19 protein-coding genes are annotated in these 22,364 nt (G+C 66.4%); 12 read left to right on the top strand and 7 right to left on the bottom strand.

What is annotated here, in order from left to right; all coding sequences use genetic code 11:
* Positions 1-39 precede the first annotated feature (39 nt).
* Genes AAC691_RS15220 through AAC691_RS22360 form a run of 3 tightly spaced genes read left to right on the top strand, consistent with a single transcriptional unit; the run spans position 40 to position 2,502 of the window.
* A complete protein-coding gene (locus tag AAC691_RS15220) occupies positions 40-1,218 on the top strand; it encodes an MFS transporter (RefSeq protein ID WP_342627503.1) in 1,179 nt (392 codons plus the stop codon).
* Entirely contained in the window at positions 1,215-2,351 is a 1,137-nt protein-coding gene (locus AAC691_RS15215; RefSeq protein ID WP_342627502.1) for a D-alanine--D-alanine ligase family protein, read from the top strand. The genes AAC691_RS15220 and AAC691_RS15215 overlap by 4 nt, the downstream gene beginning before the upstream one ends.
* Positions 2,299-2,502: a LysR family transcriptional regulator gene (locus AAC691_RS22360; protein ID WP_408906004.1), complete on the top strand. Its 204-nt coding sequence runs from the start codon at positions 2,299-2,301 to the stop codon at positions 2,500-2,502. The genes AAC691_RS15215 and AAC691_RS22360 overlap by 53 nt, the downstream gene beginning before the upstream one ends.
* 442 nt (positions 2,503-2,944) lie before the next feature.
* On the opposite strand, the gene AAC691_RS15210 is transcribed toward AAC691_RS22360, so the two are convergent.
* Positions 2,945-3,955 (bottom strand): hypothetical protein, encoded by a 1,011-nt coding sequence (locus AAC691_RS15210; RefSeq protein WP_342627501.1) that lies wholly within the window; start codon positions 3,953-3,955, stop codon positions 2,945-2,947.
* Positions 3,956-5,341: 1,386 nt separating this feature from the next.
* On the opposite strand from AAC691_RS15210, the gene AAC691_RS15205 reads away from it, so the two are divergent.
* From AAC691_RS15205 to AAC691_RS15175, 7 genes are all read left to right on the top strand, one after another.
* Positions 5,342-5,785 carry an Hsp20/alpha crystallin family protein gene (locus tag AAC691_RS15205; protein WP_342627500.1) on the top strand — a complete coding sequence of 148 codons (444 nt, stop codon included), beginning with the start codon at positions 5,342-5,344 and terminating at the stop codon, positions 5,783-5,785.
* Positions 5,786-6,045: 260 nt separating this feature from the next.
* Positions 6,046-7,134: a dipeptidase gene (locus AAC691_RS15200; RefSeq protein WP_342627499.1), complete on the top strand. Its 1,089-nt coding sequence runs from the start codon at positions 6,046-6,048 to the stop codon at positions 7,132-7,134.
* 78 nt (positions 7,135-7,212) lie between these two features.
* Positions 7,213-8,508 carry an adenosylhomocysteinase gene (gene ahcY / locus AAC691_RS15195; RefSeq protein ID WP_342627498.1) on the top strand — a complete coding sequence of 432 codons (1,296 nt, stop codon included), beginning with the start codon at positions 7,213-7,215 and terminating at the stop codon, positions 8,506-8,508.
* Positions 8,509-8,606: 98 nt separating this feature from the next.
* A complete protein-coding gene (locus tag AAC691_RS15190) occupies positions 8,607-9,005 on the top strand; it encodes a DUF3597 domain-containing protein (RefSeq protein WP_342627497.1) in 399 nt (132 codons plus the stop codon).
* Between the two features lie 95 nt (positions 9,006-9,100).
* Entirely contained in the window at positions 9,101-9,634 is a 534-nt protein-coding gene (locus tag AAC691_RS15185; RefSeq protein ID WP_342627496.1) for a nucleoside deaminase, read from the top strand.
* A 240-nt stretch (positions 9,635-9,874) separates the two neighbouring features.
* Entirely contained in the window at positions 9,875-10,978 is a 1,104-nt protein-coding gene (locus AAC691_RS15180) for a CorA family divalent cation transporter (protein ID WP_408906003.1), read from the top strand.
* A 74-nt stretch (positions 10,979-11,052) separates the two neighbouring features.
* On the top strand, positions 11,053-13,260 hold the full coding sequence (locus AAC691_RS15175; RefSeq protein WP_342627495.1) for an amylo-alpha-1,6-glucosidase: 2,208 nt from the start codon (positions 11,053-11,055) through the stop codon (positions 13,258-13,260).
* Positions 13,261-13,317: 57 nt separating this feature from the next.
* Here the strand turns inward: AAC691_RS15175 and AAC691_RS15170 are convergent, their stop codons facing one another.
* The gene (locus AAC691_RS15170) at positions 13,318-14,121 is read right to left on the bottom strand and encodes an ABC transporter ATP-binding protein (protein WP_342627494.1); all 804 of its coding nucleotides are present in this window, start codon (positions 14,119-14,121) and stop codon (positions 13,318-13,320) included.
* 4 nt (positions 14,122-14,125) lie between these two features.
* A complete protein-coding gene (locus AAC691_RS15165) occupies positions 14,126-14,986 on the bottom strand; it encodes an ABC transporter permease (protein ID WP_176641457.1) in 861 nt (286 codons plus the stop codon).
* Positions 14,987-15,371: 385 nt separating this feature from the next.
* Between AAC691_RS15165 and AAC691_RS15160 the strand changes: the two genes are divergently transcribed.
* Together AAC691_RS15160 and AAC691_RS15155 are read left to right on the top strand one after the other, a co-directional pair.
* Positions 15,372-16,742, top strand: coding sequence for a lytic transglycosylase domain-containing protein (locus tag AAC691_RS15160; RefSeq protein WP_342627493.1), 1,371 nt, complete (start codon positions 15,372-15,374; stop codon positions 16,740-16,742).
* A gap of 165 nt (positions 16,743-16,907) precedes the next feature.
* The gene (locus AAC691_RS15155) at positions 16,908-17,420 is read left to right on the top strand and encodes a peroxiredoxin (protein WP_342630242.1); all 513 of its coding nucleotides are present in this window, start codon (positions 16,908-16,910) and stop codon (positions 17,418-17,420) included.
* A gap of 23 nt (positions 17,421-17,443) precedes the next feature.
* Here the strand turns inward: AAC691_RS15155 and AAC691_RS15150 are convergent, their stop codons facing one another.
* The 4 genes from AAC691_RS15150 to odhB all read right to left on the bottom strand — a co-directional run bounded on the left by AAC691_RS15150 (position 17,444) and on the right by odhB (position 22,310).
* Complete coding sequence (locus tag AAC691_RS15150; protein ID WP_342627492.1) at positions 17,444-17,965, bottom strand: hypothetical protein; 522 nt, start codon at positions 17,963-17,965, stop codon at positions 17,444-17,446.
* Positions 17,966-18,056: 91 nt separating this feature from the next.
* Positions 18,057-18,962 carry a L,D-transpeptidase gene (locus tag AAC691_RS15145; protein ID WP_342630241.1) on the bottom strand — a complete coding sequence of 302 codons (906 nt, stop codon included), beginning with the start codon at positions 18,960-18,962 and terminating at the stop codon, positions 18,057-18,059.
* Positions 18,963-19,073: 111 nt separating this feature from the next.
* Positions 19,074-20,786, bottom strand: coding sequence for a dihydrolipoyl dehydrogenase (gene lpdA / locus AAC691_RS15140; RefSeq protein WP_342627491.1), 1,713 nt, complete (start codon positions 20,784-20,786; stop codon positions 19,074-19,076).
* Positions 20,787-20,996: 210 nt separating this feature from the next.
* Complete coding sequence (odhB, locus tag AAC691_RS15135; protein WP_342627490.1) at positions 20,997-22,310, bottom strand: 2-oxoglutarate dehydrogenase complex dihydrolipoyllysine-residue succinyltransferase; 1,314 nt, start codon at positions 22,308-22,310, stop codon at positions 20,997-20,999.
* Positions 22,311-22,364: the final 54 nt, after the last annotated feature.

Genomic DNA, 22,364 nt, shown 5'->3' with positions numbered 1-22,364 from the left:
TTTTTGATAGGCCACTTATTGCTTTCATTCAATGGTGTCATGCGCAAATCATCCTCCCCCTTACTCTTCACAGGCACGATGCTGGCCGCTACCGGCTATGGTGCCACGTTTCTTCTATCCTCCTATTACCGCTCCCATGGTGGGAGTGATGTCGATACGGGTTTGACACTCGGCGCAGCCATGATTGGCACGTTAGCCGGTGTGTCGCTGGTTGGCTGGTTTTCTGGCCGTATCGACGCTGCGCGAATGGCTGCAATGGCCGCATGCGCGATTGCATGCGGCTTCTTCATCCTGGCCCTCTCTTCTGGAGACGGCACGGTCTTCACCCGCGCATCCGGTCTTCTCATCGGGCTTGGCTGGGGCATGTTCTACATCGGTGCGCCGATGGCTCTTTCGGAGCGCGTCACGGATGCTGACAGAGGCTTCTGGTTCACCCGTTTCGGTGCTTTCCAGATGGCTGGCATTGGCGGCGGGCCGGTGCTGTTGAATTTCCTGGTCAAGCAACTCGGTTTTTCCATTGAAATGACGTTTATTCTTGTCGGTATCGCCGCTCTTGTTGCGTCTTCATTGCTTTCCGTATTTGGCTTCAGGGAACCTATTGGCGAGAGAAGCTACGCGATACGCCCATGGGTGCGCGATATTGGACGAATCGCGTCGGGACCGACTATCCGGCCGATCGTGATGGTCGGCCTCGGTGCCTGCGTTTTCTCAGGTCTGATGAGCTTTCAGGTTTCGCTGATCGAGGGCACTGATGCCAATGCCGGCACGTACTTCGTGGTATATGCCGTCACGGCCGTAATGGGGCGTCTCCTGCTGGCCCGATCATTTTCCCGACTAAAACAGTCTGTCCTGACGATCAGCTTGCTGTTCGTTATGGGATTCGGCGTTGCTGCCATGTTCGGCACCGTAGTCCATCCCCTTTTTCAGATCCTTTCTGCCATTCTCATGGGAATCGGCTACGGTCTTGTCTATCCCGTAATCCAGACATGGGCTGTCAATCATACTCCCCCCGAACACCGACATGCAGCACTAACGTGGTTCGTGCTGTCGTACTTTGTCGGAATTTTTGGGTTTCCAGTTGCCGGCGGTTGGATTCAGGTCCATTTCGGAAGAGAAGCCCTTCTCGGCGCACTGCTTTCCGCCGCACTGATGGAACTCGCCATTGCTCTTATCCCGCCGCCCAAGGTCGTTCTCGCGCCGACCGGGAAGCCGGGATGATACCTCAAAACAATACCGGAAACGCTATCATGGCCAATGGAAAAGACTCTACGAAGCTTAGGATTGCGTTACTTTTTGGCGGACGGTCCGCTGAACACGACGTATCTATCCTTTCGGCGACGAACGTGATCCAGGCGTTGAATCCTGATCGATACGATATAATACCCATTTTTATTACTCGCGAGGGAAAATGGCTGTTGAGTGTATTCGAGAACGGCGCCTTGTCGAAACCGGAAGAGGCCGTGCAGATATGCCTTTTGCCAGGTGGGCACGGACAGATGATCACGATTGCTGCCAGCGGTCTCTCCTTGGCCCCTCAGAAAATCGATATCCTTTTCCCTATACTCCATGGATTACACGGCGAGGATGGTTCCGTTCAAGGCGTCGCCGAAGTTGCCTGTGTGCCATTGGCCGGATGCGGTATTCTCGGTTCGGCGGTGGCGCTTGACAAGGATATAGCCAAGCGACTGCTCAGGGAGGTGGGATTACGTACAGCGCGCTCGATCACCATTTATCAGTCCAATCCGCCATGCTTCTCTGATGTAGAGGGCGTCCTGGGGATGCCTGTCTTCATCAAGCCCGCCCGGCAAGGATCGTCAGTAGGTGTTAGCAAGGTGGCGACAGATAGCGAGTTCGAGGCGGCGCTCGTCAAAGGCTTCGAATATGACCGAAAGCTGCTTGTTGAGGAGTTCATTTCCGGCCGTGAGATAGAATGCAGCGTGCTTGAGGATACGTCCGGCGGTCTGTTCGTTTCGCGTCCTGGCGAAATTATGCCGGCCGAAAGCCATAGCTTCTATAGCTATGACGCGAAATATCTTGATCAGAACGGTGCGGTCCTGAAGGTTCCAGCCAATCTGCCGCCGGAGACCGAGCGCAGTATCCGCGAGGCGGCGGGAAGCGCGTTCAAGGCGCTCGGCTGCGACAGCATGGCGCGCGTCGATTTTTTCCTGACTGAAGATATGCGATTCTTCGTCAACGAAATCAATACGATCCCCGGCTTCACCGACATCAGCATGTACCCCAAGGCGATGGCGGCAAGCGGTAGAAGCGACGCTGAAATCGTCGATCGCCTAATAGAGCATGGATTGGCGCGTGCAAGGCGATCGCTTGAGGGTAGCGCGATTTCCGTTTGATTTGCGTGATCTATACTGGGCTGTAACTGCAACGCGCCATCAGAGCTTGCGACAAGCGGCATCGGCGTTGAACGTTCATCTGCCGACTTGTAGCCGGGCGCTCCGTGATCTAGAGCATCATCCGATCAGATGGAATCATCTGATCGGATAAAGATGCTCGCCAAAATAATGATCTAGAGCCGTATCCGTGAACCAGTGTGAACGGATACGACTTTAGAAACCAAATTGGAGTATCGCCGATGAACCAGGCTTCGGGCTCCACACTATTCAGGCGGCAGATCTCGACCAGCGGGTAAAACAGCGCCGCGGCATCGCCATCCTTGGCTGAACCAACACCATCCAGTTGCGGCGGTCAAGCGTGGTCTTACCAGCCCGACATTGCCCCACGATCAGCACGACCGGCGTATCCGAAAGGGCCGCCGCCACCCGTCGCTCGACAAATCGCCTGAACATGGGCGCGCGTCGCGGCTGTGCGGATCATCACTGTTTTTCGAGGCTGTGAATTATTTTATCCTTGTGGCGAATCCCGTGTCATTTTCGCCGGCCACTTGCTCCTTCTCGCGGAGAAGAGCCTCCGGAAAACCCGGAACGCCTCATTGCTTTGGTTGCCAATCGATCGGCGAAAGGAGCTTCTCGGAGCGTGCGTCCCAACGCCATAAAGCATCATTTGTAAGGTGCACGCCGCCGACCCATCGGTTGATTTCGTGGCAAGCAGAGAGGTCTATCTTCCCTTCGATTATTGATCTTCCAGTCTCGGTCAGTTTCCACTCGCCATTCATCCACGTTGTATAAGCAGCCCGGTCATCGTGCATTGAAAGATTAAATTGTCCACCCGGTACGCCATCGAGAATTTTATCATGGCAATTGCCGAATGATGCAATTATGCTTCCGATAAGCCAGTAGTCCGTTGGAAGAGCATCACGTCTGTTGTGTAACGCGGCAAACAACGTCCTGTGTGTACAATAGCCTTTTTCGATCAGGCTTAGAATAACCGCCTCGGTCCGCGAGAGGCCGTTTTCTACTGACGGGAAATCTTCCAAGATTTTTCTTATATTTTTTTCAAAAATTTCATGAATTTCTTCGGCCACAGATAGCATCTGATATAATGGAACAGGATTTTTTGACCGAATTGCCGCCCAAAGCTCTCTTAATAAAACACTCTTCTTTTCGTCAACGGACACGCGTTCAATTTCGACCATTTCGCTGTTCTCGGGCGAAATGTGGAGCAGGTTTAATGTGAGGCGTGCGCGGAAGCGAGGGTTTCTGAGTAGAAATGCAGTGCATTGTGCTGTCTTCAGAATGGAATTTGGAGTTGATTCCAGATAGATCTCTATATCTTCGTTATTTTCCGCAATTTCTTCCAAATCCAATGTGTTTTTTATTTCCCTTCCAGATTTCTCGTATAATGGGGGAGCCCAATGCACAAGCTCAGGAGTGGTGGCCGCGAGATTTCCAGAACTGAAAAAGTCTTTTTCCTCTGCTTCAGTCGGTAATGGACGCCCAACTATTTCGTAAAGCAGCGAAATTACCCGGTCACCTGGCCGCATCTTTGCCCTTAGCACCCCACAGGATTGAAAATTTATCGCAAGATGGAGGGTAGTCATTGCATTACTTCCCGATGGATTTTGAGGGTTGTACCAACGGCGATGAAATCTCGGCTGCCGGAATATGCTGTCGCTGGGCAGTGTACCATATCGCCTGCGTCTCCTGCTCGGTGGTTGGATTCGCTGCCAGAATTAGCTGCGGCAGTGGACCGGGAGATGACATGATGGCCCTCACCAGGGCGGTTGGAGCAACAACTGAATGGTGGCTAGCAGGGTGGGCGTTCAGGGGCGGCGGCTCTATTTCACCCGCCGTGGAACCGCGAGCGGCGTTCCATGCGACCAGTGGGCGGGACGCCTTTATCTGGCGGGTGCGGATTTCCCGCTGCCGCCACTGTCATGGCCTGGCCCGTGCGAGCCAGCGCGAAGACGCAGCCTGGCGAGTCGCGCAAACGGCCGCGAAATTCGCGGCGCGGATCGGCGAGGGCCCCGGCGGCGCGCGGGAGTGCTTGCCCGGCACGGCGAAGCCCGAATATCGCCATTGGGCGACGCCCGCCCGTCTGGACGGCCCGCGCGGCAGCGGCGGCCATTGCCGCGCATGAGGCCGACAGGGCATCGAGAGGTCGGCAACGCGCGCTGTTGGGAAGATTACCGCCACCGCCGGCCGCACCTTCGGATTGACGACGACATTATGCGCCATGTGCCGGCTGGGCGGAAACCCGGGCCGTCGATCCCCAAGGCGCGGGTGAGGCATGTTGACCCTGTGGACGAAAACTGCCATTGCGGGCGCCCAATCGACAGTCGCGGCAATCATGCCGAGAAAGGGGTGCCATTCCGGTGGATGATGGCACCATTTCCGTGGGCAATTCGTCGAATCCGACGCCCCGGACGGTAGCGGGCGCCCGTTGGGTTGTGCGGATCATCACCGTTTTTCGCGGCTGTGAATTATTTACCCTTGTGGCGAATCCGGTGTCGTTCCCAAAAGCAAGCGGAATCTGCGCCCCGTCAGAAGGGAATCCCCAATTTGGCGGTTTTCCGCCATCGGCGCGCGGATCGCCGCCCTTGTGGGCCGGATCGCTTATCCACAGAATCCGGGGGTACCCTTGTGGGTGAGTCTGTGGATCGTTTGCGCCGATGCCGGGGCCAGCAGGCTGGGCCACGCGTTTCGCGGTTTGTTCCAGATGCGGGAGTCGGAACGGGGCCTGGCTGGAACGGGGCCGGGGCCCCGGGCCCTTGATTCCGGGTGGGGGCATCCCAGCTTCCAGGGGCCGGATCCCGGGCGGGGTTCGGCGGACAGGGCGGCCCGTGCGGCCTGTGCGGCCCCCTGCCCCGTCGGCCGGCCCCGGACGCGCGGGCGTTCAGGGACGGCCATGCAGACATGCAGAAGGGGATAGTTCCATGGCTATGCGTTCTCTTATGCCCTGGGGGCGGGATGAAAGCAGGGTTCCGATGCCTGCGCAGGAACGGCAGGGCGGCCCGTTCGTCAGTCTCCAGCGCGAAATAGACCGGCTGTTCGACGATTTCATGCAGGCATGGGATCCGCGCAGCCCGACGGGCAGCACCTGGCCCAGCGTCGAGGTGGCCGAGACCGACACGGGGCTGAGCGTCACCGCCGAACTGCCGGGCCTGACCGAGAAAGACGTCACGCTGAGCATCGATAACGGCGTGCTGTGCATCTGCGGCGAGCGCCGCCAGGAAACCGCCGACAAGACCAGCGGCTATAGCGAGCGGCGCTATGGCCGGTTCGAACGGCGGCTTGCCCTGCCGCCCGGTATCAAGGAAGATCAGGCCACCGCCCGGTTCCAGAACGGTATCCTGACGGTGACCCTGCCGAAGGGGGCCGAGGCCCCGCAGGGCCATCGCATTCCGATCAATGCCGAAACCCAGCACTGATCGCCTGCGCGGATTGCCCGCATCGGTCGCCCGCATCGGTCGCCTGCATCGGCCGGCCGCCGGGCGGGACCGGCATGGTGCGCCCCCGGACGGGGCGCACCATGCGCGACGCGGGGAATGCGAGGGAGGATATGCGGCGGGGGATGCCCGACAGGGGACTCGGCAGGGGACCCGACAGGGGGATGTGTGACAGAGGATGCATGCCAGGGGGTGCGTGACGGGGTCTTCGACCTGACGGCGGCATGATCTAGAATGGCGGAATGACCGATCTCGAGTCCCTGCACCGTTCCATCCTGACGGTCGATACCCATATCGACATCCCCTGGCCCGACCGGGGTGATTTTGCCCAGGATACGTCCTATCGCCATGTCGATCTGCCCAAGCTGCGGCGCGGCGGAGTCGCGGCGGCGTGCCTGGTCGCCTATGTCGGGCAGGGGCCGACAGATGCCCCGTCCCACGCCGCCATCGGCCGGCAGGCGCTGGAGATGCTGGAGGCGATCGGCCGGGCGGGCCAGGCGGCCGGGGCGCGGCTGTGCCCCCTGGCGGACGAGATCGAGGCCGCGTTCCGCGCGGGGGCGACCGCCATCGTGCCGGCGGTCGAGAACGGCTATGCGATGGGCGAGGACCTGTCGCTGCTGGCGCAGTTTCGCGCCCGGGGCGCGCGCTACATGACGCTGACCCATAACGGGCACAACGCGCTGGCGGATTCCGCCCGGCCGATGGCCGCGCTGGGCGACGGCGAAACCCGCCATGGCGGGCTGTCGGGCCTGGGGCGCGAGGCGATCGCCGAGATGAACCGGCTGGGCCTGATGGTTGACGTGTCGCACGCCGCGCGCAGCACCATGATGCAGGCGGTGCGCCTGTCGCGCAGCCCCGTGCTGGCCACCCATTCCTGCGCGCGGGCGCTGTGCGACCATCCGCGCAACCTGGATGACGAGCAACTGGACGCGCTGCGCGATTGCGACGGGGTGGTGCATGTCACCGCGGTCGACGCCTTTCTGCGCCCGCGCGCGGTCCGGCAGGCGCGCGTGGTCGGCGTCGCGGATTTCGTCGATCACATCGACCATATCGTCCGGCGCATCGGGGTGCGGCACGTCGGCATATCGTCGGATTTCGACGGCGGCGGCATGATCGCGGGATGGCGCGACGCCGCGGAGTCCCCCGCCCTGACGGCCGAGCTGCTGCGCCGCGGCTATGACGCGGCGCAGATCGCCGCGATCTGGGGCGGCAATTTCCTGCGCGTGCTGCGCGCGGCCGAGGCGGTGGCCCAGATTGGAACTGGGGCTGGAACTGGACATGAGGCCGGCACCGAACATGGGCCCGGGACCGTCGCCGGAACCGGGGCCTGACCCCCGGCTGGTCGTGGCGGGCCCGAGCGTCTATACCCCCGGACGACCCTTTTTTCCTTTTCTGCAGACAGGACGACCATGACCGCCAGGGATTACAAAGTACGGGACATCGCGCTTGCCGCGTGGGGCCGCAAGGAGATCGCGATCGCCGAGGGCGAGATGCCCGGCCTGATGGCGCTGCGCGAGGAATTCGGCGCCAGCAGGCCGCTGGCCGGCGCGCGCATCGCCGGCTGCCTGCACATGACGATCCAGACCGCGGTGCTGATCGAGACGCTGACCGCGCTGGGCGCCACCGTGCGCTGGTCGTCGTGCAACATCTTCTCGACCCAGGACCATGCCGCCGCCGCGATCGCCGCGACGGGCGTGCCCGTCTTTGCCTGGAAGGGCCTGTCCGAAGAGGAATTCTGGTGGTGCATCGAGCAGACCATCACGGGGCCGGACGGCTGGACGCCGAACATGATCCTGGATGACGGCGGCGACCTGACCGTGCTGATGCACGACAAATATCCCGAGATGCTGAAGGACGTGCGCGGCCTGTCCGAGGAGACGACGACCGGCGTACACCGGCTGTGGGAGATGGCGAAGAAGGGCACGCTGGCCGTGCCGGCGATCAACGTCAATGACAGCGTCACCAAGTCGAAGTTCGACAATCTGTACGGCTGCCGCGAAAGCCTGGTGGACGCGATCCGCCGCGGCACCGACGTGATGATGGCCGGCAAGATCGCCGTAGTCGCCGGCTATGGCGACGTGGGCAAGGGATCGGCCGCGTCGCTGCGCAATGCCGGCTGCCGCGTGCTGGTGACCGAGGTCGATCCGATCTGCGCCCTGCAGGCGGCGATGGAGGGCTATGAGGTCGTGACGATGGAAAACGCCGCCCCGCGCGGCGACATCTTCGTCACCTGCACCGGCAATGTCGACATCATCACCATCGACCATATGCGCGCGATGAAGCACCGCGCCATCGTCTGCAATATCGGGCATTTCGATTCCGAAATCCAGATCGACGCGCTGCGCAACTTCCCGTGGGACAACATCAAGCCGCAGGTCGACGAGGTCGTCTTCCCCGACGGCAAGCGCTTGATCGTGCTGTCCGAGGGCCGGCTGGTGAATCTGGGCAATGCGACCGGCCATCCGTCCTTCGTGATGTCGGCGTCCTTCACCAACCAGACCCTGGCGCAGATCGAGCTGTGGACCGCACCGGCCGGGACGTACGAGCGCAAGGTCTATACCCTGCCCAAGCACCTGGACGAGAAGGTCGCCGCCCTGCACCTGGCCAAGGTCGGCGCCGAGCTGAGCCGGATGAGCGAGAAACAGGCCGAGTATATCGGCGTTCCGGTCAACGGGCCGTTCAAGAACGACCTGTATCGGTACTGATTTCACGTTCAAGTCGGTACCGACTTCTTCCTGGCCCCTTCCCGGCCCGGCGTCCGGCATGGATGCCGGGCGCCTTCCGCCCACGGAGTTTTCCGACCATGAGCATCCTGGGTTCGATCCTTTCGACGATCTTCGGCCATGCGGCGTCCCCGACGCCCGCGGCCACGCCCGCCCCCGACGCCGCGGCCCCCGCCGCGCAGGCCGCCCCCGCGGCGCCGACGGCGCAGCCTGCTCCCGCGCAACCGGTTGATGTCGCCGCCATCCTGACCGAGATGGCCGCCAAGGCGCCGCAGCCGCTGAACTGGCGGCAATCGATCGTCGACCTGCTGAAGCTGCTGGGGCTGGACAGTTCGCTGGCCGCGCGCAAGCAACTGGCCGGGGAACTGCATTATGCCGGCGACACCGACGATACGGCGTCGATGAATATCTGGCTGCACAGGCAGGTCATGCAGAAGCTGGCCGAAAATGGCGGCAAGGTTCCGCAGGACCTGACCTGAGCTGGCCGCCGTCCGGCCAGGGCCTCGCCCCGGCCGGACGGACCTGCGCGCATCCCCCGGTTTCCGCCCTTTTTCGACGTTTCAGGATGCAGACGATGCATGACGGCCCGCACGCCCAGATGATGTCCGACGGGGTGACGTCCCACGACCTGGCATTGCTGCGCCGGGCGATCGCCCTGTCGGCCGATGCGCGGGCGCAGGGACGGCACCCGTTCGCCGCCCTGGTGGCCGACGGCCAGGGGCGGGTCGTCAGCATCGCCATCAATAATGCGCTGCCGCCCGACGGCGACCCCACGCAGCATGCCGAACTGCGCGCCGTGTCCCAGGCGGCGCGGATCCTTTCGCCCGAGGCGATGGCGGATTGCACGCTCTATACCAGCGCCGAGCCGTGCTGCATGTGCGCGGGCGCCGTCTATTGGGGCAATATCCGCCGCGTGGTCTACGCGCTGTCGGAACACGGGCTGCTGGCGCTGACCGGCGCGCATCCGGAAAATCCGACCTTCTCGCTGCCCTGCCGCGAGGTGTTCGCGCGCGGGCAGCACCCGGTTGCCGTCCTGGGCCCGATGCTGGAGGACGAGGCCGCGCGCCCGCATGCGGGCTTCTGGTGCGAGGCCGCGGGCGCGGCCTGAGTTGCGATGCCGCAGGCGCGGCCGAGCCTCGATATGGGATTGGCGCGGCCGTCCGCGACATGGTTGGCGCAGCCGAGCCGCGACGTGGTTGGCGCAGCCGAGCCGCGACGTGGTTGGCGCAGCCGAGCCGCGACGTGGTTGGCGCAGCCGAGCCGCGACACGGGATTGCAACGAGCAGGCTGGCATGCCAAGTGTGCCGTTGCGTTCCGCGCGGTCCCGTGATGCCCCCCGGATGTGCCGATGCCCGATATGATTGCCCAGACCGAACGCCCGCTTGCAGATCCGTCGCTGACCGATGCCGCCGACGGCCTGGTCTGGGCGGTCGCGTGCGCGCCCGGGCATCGGCCGGTGCCGCTGTCCTCGCGCCAGGCGGCACAGTATCTGGGCGCCCTGCCCGCGTTCGATCCCGCCGGGGCGGACAAAGACGCGGACAAGGAGACGGATGGGGGGAAGGCCGAGCGGGACGGAAGCTGGGTCTGGCTGCATTACGACGTGGTGCACACCGCCAGCCGGGCCCGGGTCGAGGCGATCGCCTGCCTGCCCGAGGAAGCGCGCGCGACCCTGGCCGGCACCGAGCGCGGCGTGCGGCTGGAAGCCGACGGCGACGCGGTCTATGGCGCGCTGCCCGGCTTCGACGAGAGCATGAGCGACGACGACACCAACGTCTCGGCCTGGCGTTTCGCCGCCCTGCCCGGGCTGCTGGTCACGACGCGGCGCCATCCGGTGCCGGCGCTGGGCGCGGCCTATCGCTGGCTGCAGCATGACGACACGCCGCGCACCCCGGCCGAAGTCGTCGATTTCACGCTGCTGGAATTCGCCGACAGCGTGCGGCGCACGCTGGCCATGCTGGACGACCAGCTTGACCGGGCCGAGGATCTTCTGCTCACACTCGACCAGCATACCGATTTCGGCCGCATCAGCGGCCTGATCGGCAAGGTGCGGCGCCGGTCGACCGAACTGCGCCGGGTCACGACGCCGGTCGACCGTATCTTCCACAGCGAGGACCTGGAGTTGCCTGAATGGGCCGAGGACGATATCCGCGACCGCTCGCAGCGCCAGATCCATGCGGCGCTGGACGACCTGATGGCGCTGCAGGACCGCGCCCGCGCGCTGCAGGATGAGCTGGCGTCGGGCCAGGCCGAGGAGACCAACCGGCGCCTCTATACCGTGTCGATCGTGACCACGCTGATGCTGCCGGCGACGTTCGTCACCGGGTTCTTCGGCATGAATACCGGCGGGATGTTCCTGGCCTCGGGCGCGTTCGGCACGGTCGAGGCCGGCTTCGTGTGCGCGCTGTTCATGGGCATCACGTGGCTGCTTCTCAAATTCGCCAAACTGCTCTGATCCAAATCTGCTCTGAAAATATCTGTTCGGATCCGTCCGGCGATGCCGGGAACCGCGAAGGGATCATCACCGTCATGGACGTTCAGACCGACACCCACCCGTCCCCCCACGAGCCGGCGACCCAGGACGCGTTCCCGGTCGCGGCGAAGTCGCTGCTGTCCGAACGGCGGCTGCATACGCTCAAGCAGGGAGACATGTTCGGCGTCTTCGACCAGACGGGCGATATCCTGTTCGGCGACGGGATCGCGGACGGGCTGTATTTCCACGATACGCGCTATCTGTCCGGGCTGTCCCTGAGCCTGCAGGGCACGCGGCCGATCCTGCTGTCCTCGACGGTGCGCGAAAACAACGTCATGCTGTCGGTCGACCTGACCAATACCGATATCGAAGGCCCGGAGGGGACCGATACCCCGGCGATGAACCACGACCTGCTGCATGTGCGGCGGTCGCGCTTTCTGTGGAACCGCGTCTGCTACGAACGTCTGGAGATCCGCAATTTCGACGTCGTGCCGCGCACCGCGCTGCTGGATATCCGTTTTTCGGCCGATTTCGCCGATCTGTTCGAGGCGCGCGGCTCGACCCGCGCGCGGCGCGGCACCCGCCTGCCGCCCCAGGTCGGCGAGAGCGAGGTCAGCCTGGCCTATGACGGGCTGGACGGCCGCCGGCGCACCACGCAACTGCGCTTCTGGCCGCCGCCGGCGTCGCTGGATGCCCGGCATGCCGCCTTTCGCTTCGACCTGGCGCCGGGCAAGCGGGTACTGATCCATTACGAGGTCGAATGCGACCCCGACGGCCAGCACGAGGCCCGGCCGAACCGGCGCTTCCTGTCCGGGGCGGTCGAGGCGCGGCGCGCGCTGCGCCTGTCCTCGTCCCGCGCGGCGGCGATCGCCACCTCGAACGAGATCTTCAACGAGGCCATCCGTCGCTGCATCTGCGACATCTACATGCTGCTGACCGACAAGAAGACGGGCCCGTATCCCTATGCCGGGGTGCCGTGGTTCAGCACCGCCTTCGGCCGCGACGCGCTGATCACCGCGATGCTGACCCTGTGGCTGGACCCCGAGATCGCGCGCGGGGTGCTGAATTACCTGGCCCGCCACCAGGCCCATATCGAGGACCCGGTGGCCGACGCCGAGCCGGGCAAGATCCTGCACGAGGTCCGCCACGGCGAGATGGCCGAGCTGGGCGAGGTGCCGTTCCGCCATTATTACGGGTCGATCGATTCCACGCCGCTGTTCGTCATGCTGGCCGGCCAGTACCTGGAACGCACGGGCGACGTCACGCTGCTGACCAGCATCTGGCCGAATATCGAGCGCGCCATCGAATGGATCGACCGCTATGGCGACCGCGACGGCGACGGGTTCGTGGAATATGGCCGCCGTAACAAGGAAGGGCTGGTCAACCAGGGCTGGAAGGATAGCTGGGACAGCGTCTTCCACGCGGACGGGACGCTGGCCGAGGGCCCGATCGCGCTGTGCGAGGTCCAGGCCTATGTCTATGCCGCGCGGCGGGCCGCCGCCGTGATCGGGCGCCGGCTGGGCAAGACGGCCTATGCCGACCGGCAGGACCAGCATGCCGAATCCCTGCGCGTGGCCTTCAACGCCCGGTTCTGGATCGAGGAGCTGGGCACCTATGCGCTGGCGCTGGACGGGCAGAAGCGGCCCTGCCGCGTGCGGTCGTCCAATGCCGGGCACATCCTGCTGACCGACATCGCGACGCCGGATCGCGTGCCGTGCGTGGTCGAGGGACTGATGCACCGGTCGTCCTTCACGGGCTGGGGCATCCGCACCATCCCCGAGGGCGAGGCGCGCTATAACCCGATGGCCTATCACAACGGGTCGGTCTGGCCGCACGACAATGCGCTGATCGGGCTGGGCCTGGCGCGCCACGGCTATCGCAACGAGGCCGAGCGCCTGTTCCGCGGCATGTTCGACGCCGCGTTCTATACCGACCTGCGCCGGCTGCCGGAGCTGTTCTGCGGCTTTACCCGCAACCGGGCCGAAGGGCCCGTGCGCTATCCGGTCGCGTGCTCGCCGCAGGCCTGGGCGGCGGCCACCCTGCCGGCGCTGATCCAGTCCACGCTGGGGCTCGGGTTCGATCCGGCGGCGGTGGCGGTGCATTTCGAACGGCCGCGCCTGCCCGAGTTCCTGCAGGAAATGACGCTGTACAACCTGGAGGTCGGTGGCGAGCGGGTCACGGTCCGCCTGGTGCGGGCGGGCGAGGAAGTCGCGATCAACGTGGTCGAGCGCACGGAGTCGATCCGCGTGCAGATCGCAAGCTGACCGGGCGGGCGCCGGGCCGGCCGCAAGGATCGGGCCGGCGCCCGCCCGATGAGGCCGTCAGTCGCGCCCGGCCGCGTAGGCGTCCAGCACCAGTTCGGCCGGGCCGTCCATGCGCACGCGGCCATGTTCCATCCACAGCACGCGCGTGCACCATTCGCGCATGGTCGACAGGGCGTGGGACGTCACCACCAGGATGTCCGCGCCCTGGATCACCCCGGTCATGCGCGCCCGCGCCTTCTCGCGGAACAGGGCGTCGCCGGCCAGGAACCATTCGTCCATCAGCAGGATCTGCGGCGCGATGGCGGTGGCCAGCCCGAAGCTGAGCCGCACGCCCATGCCCGTCGAGCAGAGCCGCACCGGCAGGTCCATGAAGGGGCCCAGCTCGGCGAAGGTTTCGACATCCTCTTCCAGCCGGCGCAGGGCGGCGCCGTCCAGGCCCATCTGCCGCCCGCGCAGGGCGATGTTCTCGCGCCCCGTCAGTTCGGGATTCATGCCCGCCGACGGGTCCAGCAGCGCGCTGACCGAGCCACTGACCGCGACCCAGCCGCCCGCGGGCTCGTAGATCCCGGCCAGGGCGCGCAGCAGGGTGGACTTGCCGGCCCCGTTATGGCCGATCAGGCCCAGCCGCTCGCCCGCGCGGACCGAGAAGCTGACGTCCTGCAGCGCATGGACCATGATCCGCGCCGTGCCGTCCGCCGCGATCACCCCGCCGGTCGGCACGCCGGAGCCGCGCAGCGCCGCCAGCGGCCGCTTCGCCCCGGCGAAGAGGGTCTTCTTGAGCGAGCGCGCGCCGCCGTGGAAGACCGGAAAGGACAAAGACAGGTTTTCCGCCCGGATGGCGGGGACGATCGTGCCGGCCATCGCCCTAGACCCAGAAGGCCAGTTGCGTGCGGCTGCGCGAGAACACGAACAGCCCGCCCAGCCACAGCAGCACGCTGCAGGACACGGCCTCGGCCCAGATCGGGGCGGCCGGCACCTGGCCCAGCAGGGGACCGCGCACGACCTCCAGCAGCGGATAGAACGGGTTCAGCGGCAGCCACCAGCCATGGCCGCGCAATTGCGACGCCGACCACATGACCGGCGTGACGTAGAAGGCGAGTTGCAGCCCGCTGGTCACGATGGGCGGCACGTCGCGGAAGCGCGCGCAGAAACAGCCCAGCAGCAGCCCCGCCGCCAGCCCGTTGACCAGCCACAGCGCGATGCCCGGCAGCGCCAGCAGCATGGTCGCGCCATGCCAGACGCCGAAGATCACGAACACCCCCAGCGGCACCACGATATTGTGGCCGAACACCACCGCGTTGCGCACCATCACGCGCATCGGCTGCAGGAAATAGGGCAGGCGCACCGCCCGGATCATCCGCTCGGCATCGATGAAGCAGGTGCAGGCCTCGGTCAGGATCGTGCCGATCCCGACCTGCCACAAGGTCATCGACAGGGCCAGGTACGGCAGGTAGCGGGCCAGGTCCATATGAAACAGCCGGCCGTAGATCAGGCCCATCGCGCCGATCATGATCGCGGTGGACAGGGTCAGCCAGAACGGCCCCAGGGCCGAGCCGCGATAGCGCAGCCTGATGTCCAGCCAGCCCAGCGAGACGGCCAGCCGCCACATCGCCAGTCCGCCGGCGATGTCGCGCAGGGCCGAAACGAGACGCCTGACCGGCCTGGGCGGCCCCAGGACGGGGTCCGCGCATTCCGACCTGTCCGGAATATCTGGCATCGCACTCATGCCGTGGCGTTAGCCGATTGCCCCGCCCGCCGCAACCGGACAGCGGCCGGTCCGCCGCGGGATGCGGACGTCCCCGGCGCACGGCGAAAAACACCTTGTCCGGAGGCGTGACATTGTTGCGCAAAACATCGTATTTCTGTAAAGCCTTAGGCGACGTTCTTTTTCATCAGCCTGAACTTCCGCGCCTGACCAGGCCATGCCGGGGCAGAAATCCGATGCCGAATGCCGTCTCGGGTCGTTCCTGGGCCCCGCGTCCCGGATCCGGCCATAAATTGGTCTCAAATCCCTGCCTTACATCTGCGCTCCGAACCTTCGCCTCCGTCATGGCCGGTGCCTGCCGATCCCCTGCCTGCGTTCCGCCATGCCTGTTCCGGATTAGCCCCTGATGACCCGATCGCCGCATACCGCCCCCCACCCGTCCCGGCGCAAGCAGGCCGAGCGCGGCGCGCGCGCGGCGGGGGCGGTCGGGCTGATGGGGCTGCTGGCCGCGTGCGCCACTGCCCCCGGCGCGGGGCCGCAGATCCCGGTGACGCAGGAAGCGGCCGATTACCGCGCCCATGCGAAATCCTATTACGCGCCGCCGGGTCCGGCCGACGATCCGTGGGGCCCGTACATCACGGAAGCGTCCAGGCGCTTCGACGTGCCCGATACCTGGATCCGCGCGGTGATGCAGCGCGAATCCGGCGGGCAATTGTTCCGCAACGGCCAGTTCGTGACCTCGGCCCCTGGGGCCATGGGGCTGATGCAGTTGATGCCGCCGACCTATGACGAGATGAAGGCGGAATACGGGCTGGGCGACGACCCGTACAATCCGCATGACAATATCCTGGCCGGTACCGCCTATATCCGCCAGATGTACGACATCTACGGCTCGCCCGGCTTCCTGGCCGCGTACAATACCGGGCCGGGACGGCTGGACGATTTCCTGACCCGCAATCGCGGCCTGCCGCGCGAAACCCGCAACTATGTGGCGGCGATCGGCCCGCAGATCGCCGGCATCACCCCCAATGTCCGCTCGCAGGCCGACCTGATGGTCGAAGCGCACGATATCGCGCGCGGCCATGTCTATGCCAGCGCGCAGACCAGCGACCAGACCCGGTCCGTGCGCATGGCCTGGGCCCGGCGCAACGAACGCGAGCACGAGGACGGCAATGACGGCCAGCCGGTGCAGGTGGCCGAGGCCCCGGCCGAGCCCGACCGCATGGCCGCCCCGTCCTATACGGCGTGGAAGAGCGTGACCCCCGCCGGCGGCGGCACGCCGGCCGACGCGGTCCGCGCCGCCTGGGCCGGCCGCGTCCGGAACGGGAGCGAGGACGCGCCTGCCGCCGCGCCGGTCTCTGCCCCGGTCCAGATCGCCGCGGCGGCGCCCCCGCCGCCCGTGGTGCCGCGCCCGTCCGCCGCGGCGATGCAGGGCTTTCACCTGGTGAACCCGGCCATGGCCGAGCCCGCGCCGCTGCTGCGCCGCGGCAGCATGGTACCGGCGGCGCATGACTGGGCGATCCAGGTGGGGGCGTTCGGCACGCCTTCCATGGCCTCGCAGGCCGCGGGGCATGCCCGCAGCCGCGCCGCATCGGTGCTGGGTGCTTCCGTGCTGGGCGGCGCGCGGCCGCAGGTCGCCAGCGTGCACGTGGCCCATGGGCAGCTCTATCGCGCGCGCCTGACGGGCCTGTCGCATGACGCGGCGATCGCGGCCTGCCGGCGCCTGTCGACCGGCGCCGATAATTGTGTTGTCATCTCGCCCGATTCGAAGTCCTGATCGCGCTTTCGATCGCCCTGCTCGTGACCGGAAGGGTCCATCATGCCCCGTGCCGCCTTCTTGAAACGGATCGCAAAACGGCCGACGGGCCCGTGGCGTGACGAGACCCGCCGCGCGCCGGCACGGTATGCCCGGCTGGGGGTAGCGCTGCCGGGCGCGCTGGCCATGGCCTTCGTGGGTGTCATTTCGCTCTCGCCGGCGCGGGCGGCGCTGAAGCTGGGCAGCGCGGCGCCGCTGTTCGACGCGCCGGCCAGCCTGGGCGGCAAGGAATTCCGCTTCAGCCTGGCCGATGCGCTGCATCGCGGGCCGGTGGTGCTGTATTTCTATCCCGCCGCCTTCACCCGCGGCTGCACCATCGAGGCGCATGATTTCGCCGACGCGATGGACCAGTTCAAGGCGCTGGGCGCCACGGTCATCGGTGTGTCGATGGACAAGATCGAGACGCTGGACCGGTTTTCGGTCAGCGAGTGCCGCAGCCGCTTCCCCGTGGCGGCCGATCCGGACGGCAAGATCGCCACGTCCTATGATTCCAGGATGCCGCTGGTCCATTATGCCAGCCGGACCTCGTACGTGATCGCGCCGGACGGACACGTCCTGTTCGCCTACACCGCCATGGCGCCCGCCGGGCATATCAGCGGCACGCTGGCGGCGCTGCACGCCTGGAAAGCCGCCAGATAGAGCGAATTCGGGCCCCCCGGGCCCTATGGCGCCCCTTTCGCGGGGCCCAGCGCCGCCAGGCACTGGTCGCGCACCGCACGCAGCGACCGGTCCCGCATCCGGCGCAGCGCCGCGCGGGTGCGGCGGACATAGCCCGCGACGTCCGGCACCGCGTCACGCATGAAGGGGCGGGCGCAGACATGGCGCGGGTCCAGCGCGGCATAGCGCGCATCCAGCACCTGCAGCACCAGCCGCGCATTCTGCGGCAGGGCCAGGGCCAGCGCGCCGGCCACCGCCGGCCCGCTGTCGGAATCCAGACCCGGCGCCATGCCGGGTACCAGGGCCAGCCAGGCCGGATCGGCCGCGGCGATTCCGTCCGTCACCGTATCGAACTGGTCGGAATCCGCCAGCCGGCCCAGGGCGCGCTGGGGCCCGTCGGCGGCGATGGCGGCGGCGACGCGTGCCGGCGTGGGGGTGTCGGGGGCGCGCTGGGGCGCCGCGCGCCCCGGCGATGCCGCCATCAGGGCGGGCAGGATCAGGGCGAGGCGCAATCCGGTCTTTCGCATCACATTATCATGAGCGAACCGTCCGGCCGTGGAAAGCGGAAGATCCGGCCGGCCCGCGGTCTTTTTTTCGGGGCTCCGCCCCGCGGCCCCTTCAATTGGTGGCGGGCGGCGGGTCGGCGGAATCCACCACGATCAGGCAGTCGCCCGCGATCGGCGTGGGGGTGCGATCATGGGGCAGCAGGGCGCGGAATCGACCGTCATAGCTTGCGGCCTGTTCGTACAGCGCGTCGATCAGCCCGTACCGGTCCATGAAGACATTCAGCGCCGCCGGAATGCGCACGCAGCCTTCGGATGCCGGATGGCCCAGCCGCGTTTCCAGGAAATCGGGATCGGTGGCGTGGATCTCCAGCCGGATCTGCCCCTTCTCGCGGCTGGGCAGCCAGCCCTTTTCCGCCCATTGCCACCCCATGTCCCAAACCCGCATGCCCTTGGCGCCGATGCCGCGAATGCCGTGCTCGTTCCGGGTGCCCTGCGCGCGATACCCCAGCCGGTCGGCCGAGTTGATGAACGCGCCGGTCGGGGTGATGTAATAATATTTGCGGCCCGTCTGGCCGGTCGAGACGCGGGCCGTCCCGAGCACCTGCCACGGCGCGCCATCGGGCAGCGCCAGCATGAAGCAGACGCGCTGCACCCGGGGATTGCGATCGACGACCATCAGCAACTGCGCGCGGTCGATCGGCAGATGGGCATCGCGGACCTGGGCGCGCGCCAGGCGGATCCAATCCATGGCGCGGACCGGTGGGACGGGCTGGAAATGCGGCACGAGCCGGCGCATCAGCCCGGCCAGCCGCGCCGCCTCGGCCCGCGCCGCGTCGTCATCCAGGGCCGGCAAGGCAGGGATGTCGACGGGTGGGTTGTCCTCGGCCGGAGTCGCGATCGCGGCCGGGGAGACCGGCGCGGATTGCGGAGCGGCGGCCCGGGCGGAAACGGAAACGGCCAGAACGCCCGCCGCCACGATCCAGGCCCCGGGAAGCGCCAGCGTACCGACAGCCCGCATCGCGATCCCCCGCTTTTCCATCCCCCGCACCGAAGCCCGCCCCCTGGCCATGACGCGCCGTCCAACCATCCGTTCCCGGAGACGGGCCCGAAGGCCGCGCCCGCAAGCCGGTCAGATATGGATCGCGCGCTTTTCCACATCCAGCGCGGCTTCCTTCACCGCCTCGCTGAGGGTCGGGTGGGCGTGGCAGGTGCGGGCGACGTCTTCGGACGACGCGCCGAATTCCATCGCCAGGGTCGCCTCGGCGATCATCTCTCCGGCGCCGGGGCCGATGATATGCACGCCCAGCACCCGGTCCGACGCCGCGTCGGCCAGGATCTTGACGAACCCGTCGGTCATGCCCATGGCGCGCGCGCGGCCATTGGCCATGAAGGGGAACTTGCCGACCTTGTAGTTTATTCCGGCTTCTTTCAGGCTTTCCTCGGTCCGGCCGACCGTCGCGACCTCGGGCCAGGTATAGACCACGCTGGGAATGGCATCGTAGTTCACATGCCCCTTCTGCCCGGCCAGGATTTCCGCCAGGGCCACGCCTTCGTCCTCGGCCTTGTGCGCCAGCATCGGGCCGGCGATCACGTCGCCGATCGCATAGACCCCCGGCAGGCTGGTGGCGAAATGCGCGTCGGTGACGATGCGCCCGCGCGCGTCCAGCGCCACGCCGGCCTCTTCCAGCCCCATGTTGCGGCTGGCCGCGACCCGCCCGATCGACAGCAGGACGACGTCGCATTCCAGCGTCTCGGCCTCGCCGCCCGCCGTCGGCTCGATCGTCAGGAGCACGCCCTGGGCGGTCTTTTCCGCCTTGGTCACCTTGTGGCCCAGCTTCATCCCCAGGCCCTGCCGGGCCAGAATCCGCTGGAACTGCTTGGCGATTTCGCCATCCGTGCCCGGCACCAGGCGGTCGAGGAACTCGACGACCGTGACCTCGGCCCCCAGGCGCTTCCACACGCTGCCCAGTTCCAGGCCGATGACGCCGCCGCCGATCACCACCAGCCGTTTCGGCACCGCGGACAGTTCCAGCGCGCCGGTCGAGGTGACGATGGTCTTCTCATCCACCGTGACGCCCGGCAGGTCCGCGCTGTCGCTGCCGCTGGCGATCACGATATGCCGCGCCGTCACCGGCTTGCCGTCAACGGTGACGCGGCCGGTGCCTTCCAGCTTCGCGAAGCCCTTCAGCCAGGTGACCTTGTTTTTCTTGAAGAGGAATTCGACGCCTTTTACGTTGGCCTCGACCACCTCGCCCTTGCGGGCCATCATGCGGGCCAGATCCAGCCTGACGCCGTCGATCAGGATGCCGTGCCCGGCATAATCGTGCGTCGCGGCATGGTAATTCTCGGACGATTGCAGCAGCGCCTTCGAGGGAATGCAGCCCACGTTCAGGCAGGTTCCGCCCAGCGTCGCCCGTTTTTCCACGCATGCGACCTTGAAGCCCAACTGGGCCGCGCGGATGGCGCAGACATAGCCGCCGGGACCGGCGCCGATGACCAGGACATCGTAATCGTACTCCGTCTCGGCCGGCGGGGCGGCGGCCGGCGCAGGTGCGGGCGCGGGCGGCGTGGTTGCGGCCTTGGGCGCCTCTTTCGCGCCGGATGCGCCTGCTTCGACCGTGGTCAGCACGGCGCCGACCTCGACCTCGTCCCCTTCGGCATAAAGCTGCGCGCCCAGGCGGCCAGCGGCGGGCGCCGCGATTTCGACGCTGACCTTGTCGGTTTCCAGTTCCGCCACCGGTTCGTCGGCGGCCACCGCATCGCCCGGCTGCTTCAGCCATTTGCCGATCGTCGCGGTCGCGACGCTCTCGCCGAGGGTCGGCACCTTGATTTCAATGGTCATGATTTTGTCCCGCGTTGGACGGGCCTGCACGTCCGGCCCCGCATATCGGAGCCTGGCCGGACATGCAGGCTGGTGAGCAAGAGAGCCGCGCAGCGGCACGGAAGGCGAGGGTTTTCGCGCATCGGAGCGGAGCGGCCTTGTGGGCCGTGAGCACCGACGCGCAGGAAACACGCGTCGGATCGCCGCCAGCGCGCATGTCCGGCCAGGCTCTCAGATTTCGAGCAGCAGACGGCGTGGATCTTCCACGTTCTGCTTGACGCGCACCAGGAAGCTGACGGCTTCCTTGCCGTCGACGATGCGGTGGTCGTAGGTCAGGGCGATATACATCATCGGCCGGATCACCACCTGGCCGTCCACGGCCACCGGCCGGTCCTGGATCGCATGCATGCCCAGGATGCCCGATTGCGGCGCGTTGACGATCGGCGTCGACATCAGCGATCCGTAGATGCCGCCATTGGTGATCGAGAACGTTCCGCCCGACAGTTCCTCGAGCTTCAGCGCGCCGTCGCGCGCGCGCCGGCCGAAATCGGCGATGGTGCGCTCGATGTCCGCGAAGCCCATCCGGTCGGCGTCGCGGATCACCGGCACGACCAGCCCGTTCGGGCCGCCGACCGCGATCCCCAGATTGACGAATTCGCGATAAATGATGTCGTCGCCGTCGATTTCCGCGTTGATGGCCGGAAATTCCTTCAGCGCCGCGATCGTCGCCCTGGCGAAGATGGACATGAAGCCCAGCTTCACGCCGCCATGCTTCTTCTCGAACGCCTCGCGATACGTCGCGCGCAGGGCCTTGGCCGCCGTCATGTCCACTTCGTTGAACGTGGTCAGCAGGGCCGCGCTGTCCTGCGCCTCCTTCAGCCGGCGTGCGATCGTCCGGCGCAGGCGGGTCATCTTCACCCGTTGCTCGCGCGGGTCGTCGGTGCGCGGCGGGGCGGCGGAAGCCGGGGCGGGGGTTGTCTTGGCCGGGGTCGGCCGCGCCAGGAAGGCCAGCACGTCGGCCTTGGTGATCCGGCCCGCCCTGCCGGTGCCGATCCCGATCTCGGCGGTCGAAAGGCCCTTTTCGGCGATGATCTTCTGTGCCGAGGGCATGGGGGCATGGGCCGCCCCCTGCGCCGCGACGTCCGATGGCGGGGTGGCCGGGCGGGCGACCGGACCGCTGGCGGGGGGCTGGGCCTGCACGCCGGCCAGGGCCTTGGGGGCCGGGGTCTTGGGTGCCAGGGTCTTGGGTGCCGGAGTCTTGGCCGGGGCCTTGGGGGGTGCCTGGGTCTTGGGCGCGGGCGCCTGGGTGCCGGCCTCGACCGACGCCAGCACGGCCCCGACCTCGACTTCGTCGCCCTCGGCCACCAGTTGCGGCCCCATCACCCCGGCCTCGGGGGCGGCGATCTCGACGCTGACCTTGTCGGTCTCCAGTTCGACCACCGGCTCGTCGGCCGTCACCGACTCACCCGGCTTCTTCAGCCATTTCGCGATGGTGGCGGTCGTGACGCTCTCGCCCAGCGTCGGCACCCTGATCTCGGCAGACATGCTCTCTTTCCAATCCCTCTACCGGCCAATTCCTCTACCGGACGAATCCGCGTG

Origin of the sequence: Nguyenibacter vanlangensis, from assembly GCF_038719015.1 — a bacterium.
In the GTDB taxonomy this organism is placed as follows: Bacteria; Pseudomonadota; Alphaproteobacteria; order Acetobacterales; family Acetobacteraceae; genus Gluconacetobacter; species Gluconacetobacter vanlangensis.
The sequence above is the reverse complement of the archived record's forward strand: the minus strand, read 5'-3'. Positions and strand labels throughout refer to the sequence as shown.